The organism is Pseudomonas sp. B14-6 (assembly GCF_013260315.1).
Lineage (GTDB): Bacteria > Pseudomonadota > Gammaproteobacteria > Pseudomonadales > Pseudomonadaceae > Aquipseudomonas > Aquipseudomonas mandelii.
On record NZ_CP053929.1, the window covers coordinates 97,419 to 112,845 of the forward strand.

Genomic DNA, 15,427 nt, shown 5'->3' on the forward strand with positions numbered 1-15,427 from the left:
TATGCCAGCCATCAGTGAGAGTTATTCATGAACCTGTTCCAGCTTCGAGCCTTCGACGCCGTGGCCCGCGAAGGCAGCTTCACCCGTGCGGCCGAGCGGCTGTTCATCAGCCAACCGGCGGTCACCGGGCACATCAAGGCGTTGGAGGAGCACTATCAAATCACCTTGCTGCGCCGCACCGCGCGACGCGTGGAGCTGACGGAGGAGGGCACCAAGCTGGCGGCGATCACCCGGGCGATGTTTGGCCTGGCCGAAGAAGCGCAAGTGCTGCTGGAAGCGAATCGACAGTTGCTGACCGGGCGCCTGGAAGTCGCAGCGGACGGGCCGCACATGGTGATGCCGATGCTCGCCAGTCTGCGCGCGCGATACCCCGGAATTACCGTGAATCTGCGCTTGGGCAATGCTCAGGAAACCCTGGCAGCGTTGTTGTCCGAGCATGCCGACGTGGCGGTGTTGACTGAAGTCGAGCCGCGCAAAGGCCTGCATCTGCAAGCGTTGAGCGAATCACGGATTTGCGCGCTGGTGCCTGACAGTCATCCCTGGGCCAAGGCGTCCAAGGGCGTGAAGCTCAAGGAGCTGGATCAGGTGATCATGGTGTTGCGTGAGCCGAGTTCGATTACCCGGCGGACATTCGATGAAGCTTGCGCGTCGGCATCGGTCAACCCGAGGGTGTTGCTGGAGCTGGACAGTCGCGAGGCGGTGACCGAGGCCGTGGCCGCCGAGTTGGGGGTTGGCGTGGTGTCTTCGGTTGAGGTCAGTCATGACCCGCGGGTGGCGGCAGTGCCGATTTTGGGTGAAGGGCTGGTTAACCGGCACATGATCGGGTGCATGGAACGGCGGCGGGATTTGCGTTTGATTCGGGCGTTTTTTGAATTGGCGCCTATCCGATAAACCGAGGCGCGGCCTTCGCGGGCAAGCCTCGCTCCCACAGGTTATGCGTCGTATACAAGATCTGCGGCCAGCATAAACCCCTGTGGGAGCGAGGCTTGCCCGCGAAGAGGCCAGACCTGCCTACACCAGACTCTCGCGCACCATCTCCAGAAACGTCGCCACCACCCGCCGTGAACTTTGCTCGCGCAAGCACACCAGCGTCTCTGTCAATCGCCGTGTGCAATCGGTAATCGGCAACGCACACACCCGCGAATCCGCGCCAAACTCGGCGGCGGACACCACGCCCACCCCGATCCCCACGACCACCGCCTCACGCGCCGCTTCCCGGCCTTCAACCTGGATCGCCGGACGGATGGAAAACCCGGCCTGGGCCATTTCCTCTTCCAGTGTCTGACGCGTCACCGAACCGATTTCCCGCAGCACCAGGGGCGTGTCGTGCAAATCCGCCAGGCAAATCGATTCGCGATCCGCCCACGGATGATTGTGTGAAACGAAGGCCACCATCGGGTCATTGCGCAGCGGCAGCGAGATCAGCCGCTCGTCACTCACATCCCGGCCGAGCAACGCCAGGTCGGCCTGATAGTTGAACAGGCGAAACAGCGATTCGTCGGTGTTGCCGGTTTCGATTTTTACGCTGATGCCGGGGTAGCGCTCACAGAAACGCGCAATCTGCGGCAGTACGTGCACCGGCGCATCCACCGCGAGAATCAGGCTGCCGGTCTGCAAGGCCCGGGAGTCATGCAAGAGCTCCTGCGCCTCGTCCTCGATGACGAACAGGCGCTGGGTAATGCTCAACAAGCGCTCGCCCAGATCCGTCAGGCGCACCGAGCGTTTGTTGCGGTGAAACAGCAACACCCCGAAGCGCTCTTCGAGCTTGCGCACTTGGTCGGAAATCGCCGGTTGCGTAAGAAAAAGCCGCTCGGCGGCTTTGGTAAAGCTTCCGTGGACGGCCACGGCGTGGAAGGCTTTGAGTTGGGCGTGGGAAACCGACATCGAAACCTCCAGTAACAAGCCGAGCCTATATTGGAAATACGATAAATCGATTTCACTTATTAATCAGTAATTGTTTTTATCGAACTGAGCCCCGGTGACTGGTCAGTCGAACAGCGTCGGTGGCCATGAGCCTGCGCGTGCAGCTACAGGCCTCATCTGACCGGTATCGCCTCAGGGAAGCAGCGGTATCGAAGTGCTCAACAATAAAAAACAGGCGTTATTTCTCAATTTCTGCCGGCACACTCACACCCTGAGGTCAGAAATCACAATGAACAACTCCATCGGCACCATCAAGCAGTGGCGCGTGCAGATCTTCGCGATCACCTGGCTCGCCTACGCCGCTTTCTACTTCACCCGCAAAGCCTTTTCCGTGGCCAAACTGGGGATCGCCGAAGACCCCACCTTCATGCTCGACAAAATGGCCATGGCCAACCTCGACGCCCTCTACCTGACCGCCTACGCCTTCGGTCAATTCACCTGGGGCATCCTCGCGGACCGCTTTGGCCCTCGGGTCGTGGTGCTTGGCGGATTGCTCATTTCCGCAGCGGCCGCCCTGGTGATGGGCAGTTTCGCGACGTTACCGATCTTTGCCACCTGCATGCTGATTCAAGGCCTGGCGCAGTCCACCGGATGGTCGGGGCTGTGCAAGAACATGGGCAGTTTTTTCCCTGCCCGGCAGCGCGGAAGGGTGCTGGGACTGTGGAGTTCCTGCTACGCCTTTGGCGGTCTGGTGGCCTCGCCGTTTGCCGGCTGGTGGGCGTATACGCTCATCGGCAGCTGGCACGCGGCGTTCATTTCCAGTGCGGCGGTGGTTGGGCTGGTCGCCGTGCTGTTTTTTATTTTCCAACGCAATAAACCGCAAGACGTCGGCTTGCCCGCAGTGGAGCCGGAACTGACAACGAAAGAGGACTGCGCGCAAAGCAAGACCAGCGCGCTTGAACCGTTAAAGGAAATCCTGCGCAACCGCACGGTGCTGGTATTGGGCCTGGCGTATTTCCTGTTGAAACCGGCGCGCTACGCGATTCTGCTCTGGGGGCCGGTGATCGTCTTCGAGCAGATGCCCTCGGTGGGCAAAGTGGGCGCGGCAATCATTCCTACCGCGTTTGAACTGGCCGGGCTGCTGGGGCCGATCCTGCTCGGGCTGGCCTCGGACAAACTGTTCGGCGCCCGGCGCATGCCGGCCTGCGTGATCAGTCTGTTGGCATTGACCGTTTCCCTGGCGCTCTTCATGGGCGCTCTGCACACCGGCAGCGTGCTGTGGGTGGTGGCGCTGCTGTTTGTCATGGGCCTGACCTTGTACGGGCCGGATTCGATGATCAGCGGGGCGGCAGCGATTGATTTCGGCACCGCCAAGGCGGGTGCCACGGCCGCCGGGTTCGTCAACGGTTGCGGCTCGGTCGGGGCGATTCTCGGCGGATTGCTGCCGGGTTACTTCGACTCGGTCACCGTGTTCATCGTCTTCGCCGGCTGCGCATTGTTTTCCGCCCTGGTGCTGATCCCCCACTGGAACAGCCGTCCGACTGGCCTGCGTGTCGAAAGCGCTTCCGTGCCTAACCAGGCGATGCCCGTAAAACCCCTGCGTACCTGAGGAAAAACCGATGAGTCCTTTCTGGCTGAAACAGGCGCTGGAGGCCTGGTCCTGCGTGCCGTAAAAACATACAGGAACCTGCAGGAGCGAAGCTTGCTCGCGAAAGCGCTGTGGATGTGCGCCTGACCAGGTTCGCGGCGGCTGGCAAGGCTGACAAGGGCTGATCAGTCCCGACGGTTGACCAGCCAATCGAGCAACAGAAGGCCATCGCTGCGTGGCTGGCGAGTGGGTCGAGGCGCTGGCGGGTTGCTCGCCGCCGCACACAACACAGGACGATCCGGGTCGCTGTCGAGAAAACTGATGAGCACGTCAGTGCCGGCGAGCGGCAGCCTGGACGGATCGATCCGACCGTCCGGCGCGGCGAGGGCCACGGGTAGCCAGAGGCCGGTGGATTCCTTGTCGTCGGCTTGCGCGGTGGGCCACAACCGGACCTCAATCCGCCCTTGAGCATCCAGCACCGCGGGTTGCCCGACAGCGCCCAGCACTCGCGCCTTCTGATAGCCCGGAATGCTCGGTCTGGCCTGTGTGAGCGCTGGCCGGAACACCGTGGACCACGGAATCGCGCTGAACTGATTGCTGTAACGCCGGAGCTTGTCGGCGGTGTCCTCGGCGAGAATCGACGGCTGTCGGCCCTGATGCCGGATCTCGGTCAGCAGCCATTGATCGTTGAAGTTCGCGATGGGATGTTCCGACACTTGCACGATGCATCCGCCGCGCAAATCACTGTGATTGCTCTGCCCCTGAATCTGCCGATGCCGGCAGCGCAGCCGTTCCAGTGATCGACGGCTCGATTGCTCGCGCTGGAGCTGTTGCGGTGCAGGCGAGGCATGGCGCTGGAACAACTCAGTGATCACCGGCACGCTGGCGGGGTCGGCCGTCTCGCCGTGAAAGGGCATCAGCAGCGGTTCCTGGGGAAAGCTCAGGCTGTCATCCGCCAACACCAGCACATGGCCGTCGTGCTGATGTTCGAAGTGATAGTGGATGCCTTCTTCTTCGCAGAGCCGTTGCAGGAACGCCAGGTCGGTCTCATCAAACTGAATGCAGAACGGTCGCACCGCATAGCGTCCGTTGGGCAGTTCAAAACGGAAGCTGTCTTCGGCGATCGCGTTTTCGCTGAGCAACTGACGCAGGATGGCGGGCGCGTCGAGTTGATGAAAAACCCGACGGCAAGGGTGTCGGTCCAGTTGCTGCAGCCAGGGCACCAGCACCAGATGGTAGCCGATTCGGTGCGGGCCACGGTGCTCGCGACTGGCGCTGTGCAAGATGCCATGAATGCCGCTGTCACCCCTCAGGCTCAGGAACGCCGGTTGCTGCAGCAACTGCTCGAGGTTCATGGCGGGTGCCAGGCCGATTACTTCGATCTCGAAACGATAGGGCTGGTTGAGACTTTCTCGGCCACTGAACTGCAACACCTGCAGAGTCAATCCACTGTCCAGAAGGGTCAGGGTGTAGGGACTTTCCTTGTCGTTGTGCATCGAACGCGCTTCTGCCATGGAATATGGGCGCAGAGGGTACGAAACCACGGACCTTTATGGTCACCGCAAGTGAACATTTCAGAATCGCCCTACAACTGCCGGTGAAGAAGTCGATTGGTCATGCCGGTGAACCGGGGTGGATTTTTTGGTCGATTGCCAACTTTAGGCCGTATAAACTTGCGCAAAGCGTCGGCCAATAGATGTCTCGGCGCCACAGATAAGAGAGTGAGTAATGGGCGCACAGTGGAAGGTTAAACACAAAGAAGCGGCATCTAACGCCAAGGGCAAGATCTTCGGCAAACTGGTGAAAGAAATCACTATTGCTGCCCGCAACGGTGCCGATATCGCCACCAACGCACACCTGCGTCTGGTGGTCGAGCAGGCGAAAAAAGCCTCTATGCCCAAGGAAACCCTGGATCGTGCGATCAAGAAAGGCGCGGGTCTGTTGGGCGAAACCGTGCAATACCATCGTGTGACGTATGAAGGTTTCGCTCCGCATCAGGTGCCGCTGATCGTTGAATGCGTCACCGACAACATCAACCGCACCGTCGCGGAAATCCGCGTGGCTTTCCGCAAGGGCCAGTTGGGCGCTTCCGGTTCGGTATCGTGGGACTTCAACCATGTGGGCATGATCGAAGCGTCTCCGGACAGCCCTGACGCCGATCCGGAAATGGCTGCGATTGAAGCGGGAGCCCAGGATTTCGAGCCAGGAGACGAAGAGGGCACGACCCTGTTCCTGACCGACCCTGCGGACCTGGACGCCGTTCAGAAAGCGCTGCCTGAGCAAGGTTTTACCGTGTTGTCGGCCAAGTTGGGGTATCAGCCAAAAAACCCGGTAAGCGGTTTGAGCGATGAGCAGATGGCTGAAGTCGAGGCGTTCCTGGAAGGCCTCGATAACCATGATGATGTGCAGGATATGTTTGTGGGTTTGGCGGGTTAAGCCGAACCGGTTGTAATTCTATTTGTGGCGAGGGAGCTTGCTCCCGCTCGGGTGCGCAGCAGCCGTCGTTTTTGGGACGGCTGCGCCGTCCAACGGGAGCAAGCTTCCTCGCCACAGGTTTTGTACTTGCCTTTAGCTCAGTTGAACGCGGCTAACGCCTGTCCTATCTCACTGAACCCCGGCCGCGCCAGCACCTGCGGCTGGCAGCAGCGCTGCTGTAACGCCTCCAGCTGCAAACGCCTTTCATCACTCAACCCCGAGTCGATCCGCTCCAGCAATTCCCCCAGCAACACCCCGAATGCCCGCACTTCGATCCGTTGCAGCGCACGGCTTTCAAGGCTGTCGCACGTCGCATGGAAAGACGCCGCGCCAAAGTCCCCCAACAGGCAATTACCGTGCTCGTTGCACAAAATATTGTGGCCATAGAGATCGCCATGAGTGATGCCCTGGTGATGCAGATGCTCGGCCACCGAGGCGATTGCGCGGGCCATGCGCAGTGCTACGTGCGCACTGAAACGGGTGCCATCGGCATAGACGTCACGGGTACAGGACGCCAGGCTCGGCAGCCCGGCCAGGTTGCGATAACTCGGATCAATCAGTTGCATCACCAGCCCGGCCTGCTCTTCGGGATGCCCGACGATTCGGCCTTCGACCCGGATCAGATTGGGGTGAAGACCGGCGGTAATGCAGGCGTTCATTTCGTGCAGCGGTGAACCGTCGCTGGTCATTTCGCCTTTGTAGAGTTTGACCGCAACCTGGGTGGCCGGTTGACCCGGTTGCTCCCACGCCGCCCGATGAATCACTCCCGAAGCACCTTCGCCCAGTTGTTGCTCCAGGCGCAGCTCGGACCACGCAATACTCGCCGTGGCATCGAGGGCTGCGGCATCGGCTTCGGTTTCCAGCGGGTTACCGGCATAGGCCAGCCAGGTCAGGCTTGGCAGGGTCAGCAGCCACTCGGGCAGCTCAGTCAGTTGGTTGGCGGCGATGCGGATCAGTTCGAGTCGATGGCATTGGCTCAGGCTTTCGGGCAGGCGCTGCAAGCGATTGCCGGCGAGCATGAGTTTTTGCAGGTGTGGGCGCTGACCCAACTCGGTGGGCAATTCACTGAGGCGGTTATCGGTCAGGATCAGCCAACGCAGCAATGGCGGCAGCGCAGCGGCGGGCACCGTCTCGATGGCATTGGCCTTGAAGCCGATCATCGTCAATGCGGTGCATTGGCCGAGGCACGCGGGCAGTTCGGTGAACAGGTTGTCCGAGCAAAACAGCACGCGCAAGCGGGTCAGGCGGTGCAGATCATCTGGCAGCCGGCTCAAGGCGTTGCCGCTGAGGTTGAGCACTTCGAGCGAGTCCGCCAGGTCGAAGATTTCTCGCGGAAATTCAGTCAGGCCGCAGGCCAGGTCCAGGCGGGTGATACCTGTCAGTTGACCGGCGCGCAGTTGGGCAAGGGTATCCATGGGCGGGTTCGCTATTGATCGAGGGGAGGGCGCGGGGGCTTGGAAATGGGCGACATGATAGCCTGCAAAGGTGTGCAGCCGGTGCTGCAACACACAATTTATGGCGGCCTGACCCAACCGTGTGCAATAAACCTTCCGACGGATAATGGGCGCTCGCCCCCAGCAGAATGCCCCGTTGGGCTGCTTCGCAGTCCAACGGGGTGATGCGGCGTTCCGACAAGCTAACTCGCCGCAGGGGTGTGGTGTTCGGCAGATTCTGTTGGGTCAGTCACTACCGCTCGATACTGCGATTCCACCGTGCATTCCACGCCGGGCGCTGCTCATTGACCTGGTCCCAGTCAACGGCAATCGCGGTGGTCAGATACTGTTTCATCGCCTCGACCTGACCCCGGGTTTTGTCGGTGGTCGGCGTATTCGGGTTGGACGGGATCTGGTCGCCATCCTCCAGCGCCGTGGCCTGGGCTTGCGGCGTCAGCAAAAACGCCGCGAGTTTCTGTGCCAGTTCCGGCTGCGTGTTGTTGGCGATGGCGCACTCGGCCACGTTGAGCACCACGGCGCCTTCCTTGGGCTGCGCGTATTCCACCGGCATGCCTTTGAGTTTCAGCGCAGTGACTTGGGTCGGGGTCAGCGGGAACAGCGCGGCTTCGTCGGTCTGGAGCATTTCGGAAATCTTCGCCGAGCTCGGAATGTATTCCAGCACGTTGCGGCCGACGGTGTTCGGCCAGGCCTTGAAGCCTGGCTCGACGTCGGTTTCGCTGCCGCCCTGAATCCGGTTGAACATCAGGAAGCCATGCAGGCCGAAGGTCGAGGAGGCCATCGACTGGAACACCAGCTTGTCCTTGAAGCGCGGGTCGGCCATGTCCATCCACGAGGTCGGCGCCGCCCAGCCTTTTTCCTTGAACAGACGCGTGTTGTACGCCAGCCCGGTCACGCCGAGGCTGACCGCTACCGCTTGATCCTTGATGCGACCCTTGGCCGGAATCTGCGCCAGCGGTGCGCTGTCTTCGAGTTTGTCGCACAAGCCCATGGCGATGGCGCGGTACATGATGCCGTCGTCGAGGAACATCACGTGCATCTGCGGGTTGCCTTTGCTGGCCTGGACCTTGGCCAGGATATCGGCGGAAGTCCCCGGTACGATCACCACTTTGACGTTGTTGGCTTTCTCGAACACCGGCAGCACCTTGTCGGCGTAGAGCCGTTCCATGGTCCCGCCGTTCATGCCGAGATAAAGCGTGGGTTCGGCCTGTGCCTGGGTGACCGTGAGCAGGGCAGTCAGACAGGAGAAACCGAGCAGTGCAGTGCGTTTGACGTTATTCATTGGCGCGACCTTCCTCTATCAAGCAACGGAGATGGAGTGAAACCGGGTGATGGAAAACGCATCCAGTGGCGTCTTGGAGGCGCCACTGCAGATGATCTCGGTGAGCGCCTGGCCCACCGCAGGACCGATCTGGAAACCCGCACCGGCAAAGCCGAAGGCGTGCAACAGACCGGGTTGAGTGCTGCTATGACCGATCACCGGTTGGCGATCAGGCAAGTAGCCTTCGGTACCGCTCCAGGTGCGAATCGCCTGGGCGCCTTGAAGAAACGGGTAGAGTTCGACGGCCTGGCGCAGGATCTCGATCACGGCGTGTTGGCCGGGGCGTGCGCGCGCGTCATCGAGGGCAAAACCCTGGCCGCCACCGAGCACGCAATTGCCACGTGCCACCTGACGCGCATAGATGCCGCCACCCTCGACGCCGGTGCTGGCATTCATCACCCATGGCAACGGCTCGGTGACCAGCATCGCCGGGTGGCCGGCGTGCATCGGCACCGCTTCGCCGAATTGTTCAGCCAGGCGTCCGGCCCAGGCCCCGGCGCAGTTCAGCAGCCAGGGCGCGTGCAATTCGAGGCCGGTTTGCGTGCGGACGCGAAAGCGCTGACCGTCGTGTTCTACCGCTGTGACGGCGCATTGTTCATGGACTTGCGCGCCGTGCCGACGGGCCGTTTGAGCAAAGGCGGGGGACACCAGGCGCGGGTTGGCGTGGCCGTCGTCCGGGCAAAACGATGCGCCGGCCGCGACGTCGCCGACCCACGGAAACCGCGCGCGCAATTGATGGCGGTCGAGCAGCTGCAAATCAAGGCCGAAGCCCTGGCTGCTGACGGCATAGTGCTGCAAGGCGTGCAGATCGTTGAGGCTGCGGGCCAGTTTCAAATGACCGCTGCGTTGATATTCGCCGTCGATGCCGATCAGTTGCGGCAACTGTCCCCAGAGCTCGTGAGCCCGTTGCGACAGCGGCAATTGCGACAGTGGGCGCCCCTGACGCCGAACACCGCCGTAATTCACGCCGCTGGAATGCGAGCCGCAAAAGTCGCGCTCCAGCAGTGCAACGCGCTGGCCGGCCTTGCTCAGGAACAGCGCGGCCGAGGCCCCGACAATGCCGCCGCCAATGATCACTGCATCGACTTCGATCATGCCTCGACCTCCAGGCCAAACGGCAGTGGTTTGATCGGCGCCTGCGCCCGCAAGCGACCGATGTCCGAGACCGGGCGCCGGCTTTCGCAGGCGATGATTTCCGCCGCTGCGGCGCCGCACATGCGCCCCTGACAACGGCCCATGCCAATGCGGCAATGCGCCTTGACCCGATTGATTTCCCAGTGACCTTCGCGCACCACCTGGCGGATGTCGCCGGCCAGCACTTCTTCGCAACGGCAGACGATCACCTCATCGGCGGTTTCGCTGGCCCAGTGCTCGGGGAAGGCGAAGGCGCGCTCCAGTCCGTTGCGGAATTCGCCGATGCGCTGCAGGGCGCGTTCAAGGTGGTCGGGATGTTTTGGCGGAATCAGGAAACCGATGTCTTCGAGCAACGCCAGCGCCGCCCGTTCGCCCGCCATTTCAGCGGCGTCGGCGCCCATGATGCCGGCACCATCACCGGCCAGATAAACCTCGGCGACACTGCTGCGACCGGCGGGGTCACGTTGCGGTAGCCAGGCGCGGTTGAGTGGGTTCCAGGCGAATTCACAGCCGAGCAAATCGGCGAGTTGGGTTTCACTGCGCAGGCCGTGGGCGAAAGCAACCGCGTCGCAATCGAGCAGATGTTCGCCTTTGGCGTTGGACCAATCCACTGATCGCACGCGCTGTTCGCCATTGATGCGTTTGAGGGTTGCGCCCTGATGCACCGGGATGCCGTGGGCGGTCAGCCAGCTGCGGTAATAAATGCCTTTGGCGAGTGTGGCCGGTTGCGACAGCAGGCCGGGCAGGGCGCGGGCCTGAGCGCTGAAGGGTGAGCTGTCGAGCACCGCGAGCACTTTCGCACCGGCCTTGGCGTATTGATACGCCACCAGGTACAGCAACGGGCCGCTGCCAGCGAACACCACCCGCTCACCGATGGCGCAGCCCTGAAACTTGAGCGCGATCTGCGCTGCGCCAAGGCTGTAGACACCCGGCAGCGTCCAGCCTGACACCGGCAGAATCCGGTCGGTGGCCCCCGTGGCGACGATCACTCGGGAGAATTCCAGTCGTGAGGCTCGGCCCTCATGCACCGTGTCCAGCGCACCGTCTTCGGCGTTCCACACCAGCGTCTCGGGGCGGTAGTCGAGTTGCCCGCGTAGCGTGTCGATCGTTTGATGCAAGGCACTGGCCTTGCGCGCTTCAAAGCCGTACAGCTTGACCGCCGAGCGTTTGAAATTCTCCGGCTGACGTCGATAAATCTGCCCGCCACCGCGCGCCGCTTCGTCCAGCAGCACCGGACGAACACCATGCGCCACCAACGTCTGCGCTGCACGAATCCCGGCCGGGCCTGCACCAATGATGACCACAGCCTTCATACCCACCTCATCCATGAGCACTGCAAATCCCCTGTGGGAGCGAGCCTGCTCGCGATGGTGGCGGCACATTCAACAGATGTGTTGGCGGACAAACCGCTTTCGCGAGCAGGCTCGCTCCCACAGGTGATTCCGGTTCTGCGGGTAGTCAATGTATTCATAGGGTGCGTCCCGGTTCGCGGCTTATTTGTTGGCCTGCTTCGAGCAGCGTCGAGCAGGCCCGCACGCGGCGGCCGTCGCCCAGGCGGACCCAACAGTCCTGACAGGCGCCCATCAGGCAGAAACCGGCGCGGGGTTCGGCGCTGAAGTCGCTGCCGCGCAGGTGTTCGCTGCAAGTCAGCACTGCGGTCAGCAAGGTATCGCCGAGCAGGCCGCTGGCCGGTTCGCCGTCCAGGGTAAATTCCACAGCCGGGCGATCGCCTTCGGCCAGTCGTTTCAGCAGAGCCATGGCGCCCTCATTGTTTACCCACCAGAACCCGATCCAGGCCGTACACCCGATCGAGCAGAATCATGGTCAGCGCGGTCAGGCCGATCACCAATGCCGACACCGCCGCCATCATCGGGTCGATGGACTCGGTGGCGTAGACGTACATGCGCACCGGCAGGGTTTGCGTGGCCGGCGAGGTGACGAAGATCGACAGCGTGACCTCGTCAAAACTGTTGATGAACGCTAGCAGCCAGCCCCCGGCAACCCCCGGCAGAATCATCGGCAAGGTGATTTCCCGGAACAGCGTGAAGCGTCCGGCACCCAGCGACTGCGCGGCGTGTTCGGCGCTGCGGTCCAGGCCAATGGCCGACGCCAATACAAGGCGCAGCACATACGGCGTGATCACCAGCACATGGGCGAAGATCAACCAGGCAAAACTGCCGTTGACGCCCATCAGCGCGAACAACCGCAGTAACGCCACGCCCAATACCAGGTGCGGAATGATGATCGGTGACAGAAACAGGCCGTTGAGAAAGTCCCGTCCTGGGAACTCGAAGCGCGTGATCGCCAGCGCCGCCGGCACCGCAATCAGCGTGGCAATACTGGCCGCGCAGAACGCCAGGATCAGGCTGTTGTAGAACGCATCGATAAAGTCGGCACGCTCGAACACCGCACGAAACCATCGCAACGAAAACTCGGTGGTCGGCAGGCTCAGGGTGTTTTCCGGGGTGAAGGCCACGAGGCACACCACCACCAGCGGCGCGAGCATGAACAGCACCACCAGGGCATGGAACAGCAGGGCGAAAGGACCGTTCTTGGACATGACGAGTTATCCCAATGACTTCTTGTAGCGGCCTTCGATCATCCGGTTCCACGACAGCATGATCAGCAGGTTGAGCAACAGCAGCGCGACCGCGATGGCCGCACCCATCGGCCAGTTGAGCTCCGACAGGTATTGGTCGTAGATCAACGTGGCGACCATCTTCAAGCGACGTCCGCCGAGCAGACCGGGAATGGCGAACGAACTGGCGGCCAGACCAAACACAATCAAGGTGCCCGAGAGCACGCCGGGCATGATCTGCGGCAACACCACCTGGCGCATCACCGTGAAGTGGCTGGCTCCCAGCGACAGCGCGGCCTGCTCGGCGGCGGGGTCGAGTTTTTGCAGCGAGGTCCACACCGGAATGATCATGAACGGCAGCATCACGTGCACCAGCGCAATCACCACCGCGAACGGCGTGTACAGCAACTTCATCGGCGAACCGCCGAAGGCTTGCAGGGTCTGATTGACCAGCCCGTCGGCACCCAGCAGCAGGCTCCAGCCGAAGGCACGTACCACCACCGAAATCAGCAGCGGCGTGAGGATCAGAATCAGGAAAATCGAGCGCCAGGGTGCGCCCATGCGGCTGAGGATGTAGGCCTCGGGTACACCGATCACTACGCAGAGCAGGGTGGTCAGGGCGCTGATCCACATCGTGCGCAGGAAGATCTCGTAGAAGTACGGATCGCCCAGCAAGCTGCTGTAGTGGTCGAGGGTGAAGGCGTCGCCGTTGATCCCCGAGCTGTAATCGAAGACGTTGAACGACAGCACCAGAGTCAGCAGCAGCGGGATGATCAGCAGGCCGAGGTACAACGCCAGGGCCGGTGCCGACAGCCAATACCCTTGGCGTCCCTGGCGAATGGCAGCAAGCGTACTCATGCCGGCACCTCATCCACGCTCAGTACCCGCAGCAAGGTCGCGTCCCAATCGAGTCCGACTGCTGTGCCTTCGGTCAAGGGTGCCGAGCCGTCGTTGCGGCGCACCACGCTGAGTTCGCCCAAGTTCGTCGAGACGCCGTACAACCATTGGCTGCCAAGGAAGAAACGGCTGACGATCTGGCCTTGCAGCCGACCTTGGCCGTGCTCCCGCAGATCGATTTTTTCCGGGCGCAGACTCAGGGTCAGTTCACCGCCCCTTTGCACCTGGACCACGCCCGCGCCATCACGCTCGCCGGGCAGCAAATTGGCTTTGCCGACGAACCCGGAAATGAACTCGGTGCGTGGGTGTTCATAAAGGGTGTAGGGCGCGTCGATCTGGGTGATGCGCCCGGCCTGCATCACCACCACGCGGTCGCTGATGGACAGTGCTTCGGACTGATCGTGGGTGACCATCAACGTGGTGATCCCGACTTCACGCTGGATGCGGCGGATCTCGAACTGCATCTCTTCGCGCAGGTTGGCGTCGAGGTTGGACAGCGGTTCATCGAGCAGCAGCACGGGAGGCTCGATCACCAGCGCCCGGGCCAGCGCGACACGCTGACGCTGGCCACCGGAGAGTTCCCGTGGGTAACGCTCGGCGTGTTGATTCAGGCGCACCAGTTTCAACACCCGATCCACTCGTTGCTGCAACTCGGCGCCTGGCACTTTGCGCATCCGCAGGCCGAAGGCGACGTTGTCTTTGACAGTCATGTGCGGGAACAGCGCGTAACTCTGGAACACCACGCCCAAGCCACGGCTGGCGGGTTTGGCGTGGGTGATGTCGCGACCGTCGAGCAGGATGCGTCCGCTGCTGACTTCGACGAAGCCGGCGATCATTTGCAGGGTGGTGGTTTTGCCGCAGCCGGAGGGGCCGAGCAGGGACACGAACTCGCCTTTCTCGACCGAGAGGTTGGTGGCGACGACGGCGTCGATCTCGCCGTAACGTTTGCCGAGTCCTTCAAGTTGCACAAAAGCCATGACTGCGCTCCACCTGAGATTGTTATGCGTCGCCCGAAGGCGCGCTTTTTTGTATGGGCAGATACGAAAAGATGTTGCGGGGTGCGTTGGCGCTCGACTTCAGTCGGCTGCCGCTGTTGTTCGAATCGCCCCTGTCTGGACGCAGAGTAGGACGAAGAATAGGATGGGCTCAATGGCCTATTTCACTGAAGCGATGACTATTTTCAGTTTCATTCGGTGAGTAAATTTTTTGTCGAGTAATCACATGCCTGATTCCACTGAGCGGAATGAAAACAAAAATGAAGTCGGTGTCGGGGCTGTGTCCAGACTGTTTGCCGTGTTGCGCAGTCTGGGTGACGCCGTCGAGGGCGGGGAGCGTGTGACCCAACTGGCCCAGCGTATCGGCCTGTCGCAACCGACCACGCACCGTTTGTTGCGCAGCCTGATGGACGAAGGCATGGTCGAACAGGACGCTCGCAGCAAACGCTATCGCCTGAGCCTGGATTTTTTTGCGTTGGCGGCGCGGGCTGGCAACACCGGGAATCTGCGCGAACTGGTGCGACCGTCGTTGCTGCGACTGTCGGCTTCGTTGGGGGATTCGTTGTTTTTACTGGCGCGCAGCGGGTTTGATGCAATCTGCCTGGACCGCAGTGAAGGACCGTTCCCGATCCGCACCTTTACCGGTGATATCGGCGGGCGGGTGGCGCTGGGCGTCGGCCAGGGCAGTCTGGCGATTCTGGCGTTTCTGCCGGAAGAAGAGCGCGATACGGTGATCCATTACAACTTGCCGCGGCTCAAGGATTTTCACCTGTACGACGAGGTGTTCCTGCGTTCGGAAGTCGAGAACGTGCGCGCGCTGGGTTACGCCGGGCGCAACACTGGCGTACTGCAAGGCATGGCCGGCGTGGCGGTGCCGATTCTGGATCGGGAAGGACGGGCCGTGGCGGCGTTGAGCGTGGCCACGGTGAGTGATCGCCTGGGGCCGGATCGTTTGCCGACGGTGGTGGAGATGCTCAAGCGCGAAGCGGCGCTGATCGGGCCGCGGATCAATCCGTTTGATCCGCTGCTGCGTAGGCCTTCGCAGGTGTTCGGGCAGGGCTGAGCGCATTCTCCAAATAACCGCCGCTCCCCCTTTAGGAGTGAGCCTGCAGGGGAATGCGGTGG

14 protein-coding genes are annotated in these 15,427 nt (G+C 61.8%); 4 read left to right on the forward strand and 10 right to left on the reverse strand.

Annotation, left to right across the window (positions count from 1 at the left end; all coding sequences use genetic code 11):
* Positions 1-27 precede the first annotated feature (27 nt).
* The gene (locus HP062_RS00410) at positions 28-891 is read left to right on the forward strand and encodes a LysR substrate-binding domain-containing protein (protein WP_010458735.1); all 864 of its coding nucleotides are present in this window, start codon (positions 28-30) and stop codon (positions 889-891) included.
* A gap of 120 nt (positions 892-1,011) precedes the next feature.
* Here the strand turns inward: HP062_RS00410 and HP062_RS00415 are convergent, their stop codons facing one another.
* Positions 1,012-1,884, reverse strand: a complete 873-nt coding sequence (locus HP062_RS00415) for a LysR family transcriptional regulator (protein ID WP_077749747.1) — start codon at positions 1,882-1,884, stop codon at positions 1,012-1,014.
* 268 nt (positions 1,885-2,152) lie between these two features.
* Here HP062_RS00415 and HP062_RS00420 point away from each other — a divergent pair, with 268 nt between their 5' ends.
* Positions 2,153-3,472 (forward strand): MFS transporter, encoded by a 1,320-nt coding sequence (locus HP062_RS00420; RefSeq protein ID WP_172790585.1) that lies wholly within the window; start codon positions 2,153-2,155, stop codon positions 3,470-3,472.
* A gap of 164 nt (positions 3,473-3,636) precedes the next feature.
* Here HP062_RS00420 and HP062_RS00425 read toward each other — a convergent pair whose 3' ends face one another.
* On the reverse strand, positions 3,637-4,947 hold the full coding sequence (locus HP062_RS00425; RefSeq protein WP_172790586.1) for a type VI secretion system Vgr family protein: 1,311 nt from the start codon (positions 4,945-4,947) through the stop codon (positions 3,637-3,639).
* A gap of 232 nt (positions 4,948-5,179) precedes the next feature.
* On the opposite strand from HP062_RS00425, the gene HP062_RS00430 reads away from it, so the two are divergent.
* Complete coding sequence (locus HP062_RS00430; protein ID WP_172790587.1) at positions 5,180-5,887, forward strand: YebC/PmpR family DNA-binding transcriptional regulator; 708 nt, start codon at positions 5,180-5,182, stop codon at positions 5,885-5,887.
* A 137-nt stretch (positions 5,888-6,024) separates the two neighbouring features.
* On the opposite strand, the gene HP062_RS00435 is transcribed toward HP062_RS00430, so the two are convergent.
* From HP062_RS00435 to HP062_RS00470, 8 genes are all read right to left on the reverse strand, one after another.
* Positions 6,025-7,341 (reverse strand): leucine-rich repeat-containing protein kinase family protein, encoded by a 1,317-nt coding sequence (locus HP062_RS00435; protein WP_172790588.1) that lies wholly within the window; start codon positions 7,339-7,341, stop codon positions 6,025-6,027.
* 271 nt (positions 7,342-7,612) lie between these two features.
* On the reverse strand, positions 7,613-8,659 hold the full coding sequence (locus HP062_RS00440) for an ABC transporter substrate-binding protein (RefSeq protein WP_077749751.1): 1,047 nt from the start codon (positions 8,657-8,659) through the stop codon (positions 7,613-7,615).
* An 18-nt stretch (positions 8,660-8,677) separates the two neighbouring features.
* Positions 8,678-9,793 carry an FAD-binding oxidoreductase gene (locus HP062_RS00445; RefSeq protein ID WP_172790589.1) on the reverse strand — a complete coding sequence of 372 codons (1,116 nt, stop codon included), beginning with the start codon at positions 9,791-9,793 and terminating at the stop codon, positions 8,678-8,680.
* Entirely contained in the window at positions 9,790-11,145 is a 1,356-nt protein-coding gene (locus HP062_RS00450; protein WP_172790590.1) for an NAD(P)/FAD-dependent oxidoreductase, read from the reverse strand. The genes HP062_RS00445 and HP062_RS00450 overlap by 4 nt, the downstream gene beginning before the upstream one ends.
* Before the next feature lie 154 nt (positions 11,146-11,299).
* Positions 11,300-11,590, reverse strand: a complete 291-nt coding sequence (locus HP062_RS00455) for a (2Fe-2S)-binding protein (RefSeq protein WP_010458754.1) — start codon at positions 11,588-11,590, stop codon at positions 11,300-11,302.
* Between the two features lie 7 nt (positions 11,591-11,597).
* Complete coding sequence (locus tag HP062_RS00460; protein ID WP_010458756.1) at positions 11,598-12,392, reverse strand: ABC transporter permease; 795 nt, start codon at positions 12,390-12,392, stop codon at positions 11,598-11,600.
* A gap of 6 nt (positions 12,393-12,398) precedes the next feature.
* A complete protein-coding gene (locus HP062_RS00465) occupies positions 12,399-13,268 on the reverse strand; it encodes an ABC transporter permease (protein ID WP_010458758.1) in 870 nt (289 codons plus the stop codon).
* Positions 13,265-14,284, reverse strand: a complete 1,020-nt coding sequence (locus HP062_RS00470; protein ID WP_010458760.1) for an ABC transporter ATP-binding protein — start codon at positions 14,282-14,284, stop codon at positions 13,265-13,267. Before HP062_RS00470 ends, HP062_RS00465 begins: the two co-directional genes overlap by 4 nt.
* A 244-nt stretch (positions 14,285-14,528) precedes the next feature.
* On the opposite strand from HP062_RS00470, the gene HP062_RS00475 reads away from it, so the two are divergent.
* A complete protein-coding gene (locus HP062_RS00475) occupies positions 14,529-15,365 on the forward strand; it encodes an IclR family transcriptional regulator (protein ID WP_083377184.1) in 837 nt (278 codons plus the stop codon).
* The last annotated feature ends 62 nt before the right edge of the window (positions 15,366-15,427 follow it).

Bases quoted from the DNA above. Each gene is read 5' to 3' on its own strand.
- HP062_RS00410 (WP_010458735.1), top strand. From the start codon at position 28: ATGAACCTGTTCCAGCTTCGAGCCTTCGACGCCGTGGCCCGCGAAGGC.
- HP062_RS00420 (WP_172790585.1), top strand. From the start codon at position 2,153: ATGAACAACTCCATCGGCACCATCAAGCAGTGGCGCGTGCAGATCTTC.
- HP062_RS00465 (WP_010458758.1), bottom strand. From the start codon at position 13,268: ATGAGTACGCTTGCTGCCATTCGCCAGGGACGCCAAGGGTATTGGCTG.
- HP062_RS00455 (WP_010458754.1), bottom strand. From the start codon at position 11,590: ATGGCTCTGCTGAAACGACTGGCCGAAGGCGATCGCCCGGCTGTGGAA.
- HP062_RS00415 (WP_077749747.1), bottom strand. From the start codon at position 1,884: ATGTCGGTTTCCCACGCCCAACTCAAAGCCTTCCACGCCGTGGCCGTC.
- HP062_RS00470 (WP_010458760.1), bottom strand. From the start codon at position 14,284: ATGGCTTTTGTGCAACTTGAAGGACTCGGCAAACGTTACGGCGAGATC.
- HP062_RS00475 (WP_083377184.1), top strand. From the start codon at position 14,529: ATGCCTGATTCCACTGAGCGGAATGAAAACAAAAATGAAGTCGGTGTC.
- HP062_RS00440 (WP_077749751.1), bottom strand. From the start codon at position 8,659: ATGAATAACGTCAAACGCACTGCACTGCTCGGTTTCTCCTGTCTGACT.
- HP062_RS00450 (WP_172790590.1), bottom strand. From the start codon at position 11,145: ATGAAGGCTGTGGTCATCATTGGTGCAGGCCCGGCCGGGATTCGTGCA.
- HP062_RS00460 (WP_010458756.1), bottom strand. From the start codon at position 12,392: ATGTCCAAGAACGGTCCTTTCGCCCTGCTGTTCCATGCCCTGGTGGTG.
- HP062_RS00425 (WP_172790586.1), bottom strand. From the start codon at position 4,947: ATGCACAACGACAAGGAAAGTCCCTACACCCTGACCCTTCTGGACAGT.
- HP062_RS00435 (WP_172790588.1), bottom strand. From the start codon at position 7,341: ATGGATACCCTTGCCCAACTGCGCGCCGGTCAACTGACAGGTATCACC.
- HP062_RS00430 (WP_172790587.1), top strand. From the start codon at position 5,180: ATGGGCGCACAGTGGAAGGTTAAACACAAAGAAGCGGCATCTAACGCC.
- HP062_RS00445 (WP_172790589.1), bottom strand. From the start codon at position 9,793: ATGATCGAAGTCGATGCAGTGATCATTGGCGGCGGCATTGTCGGGGCC.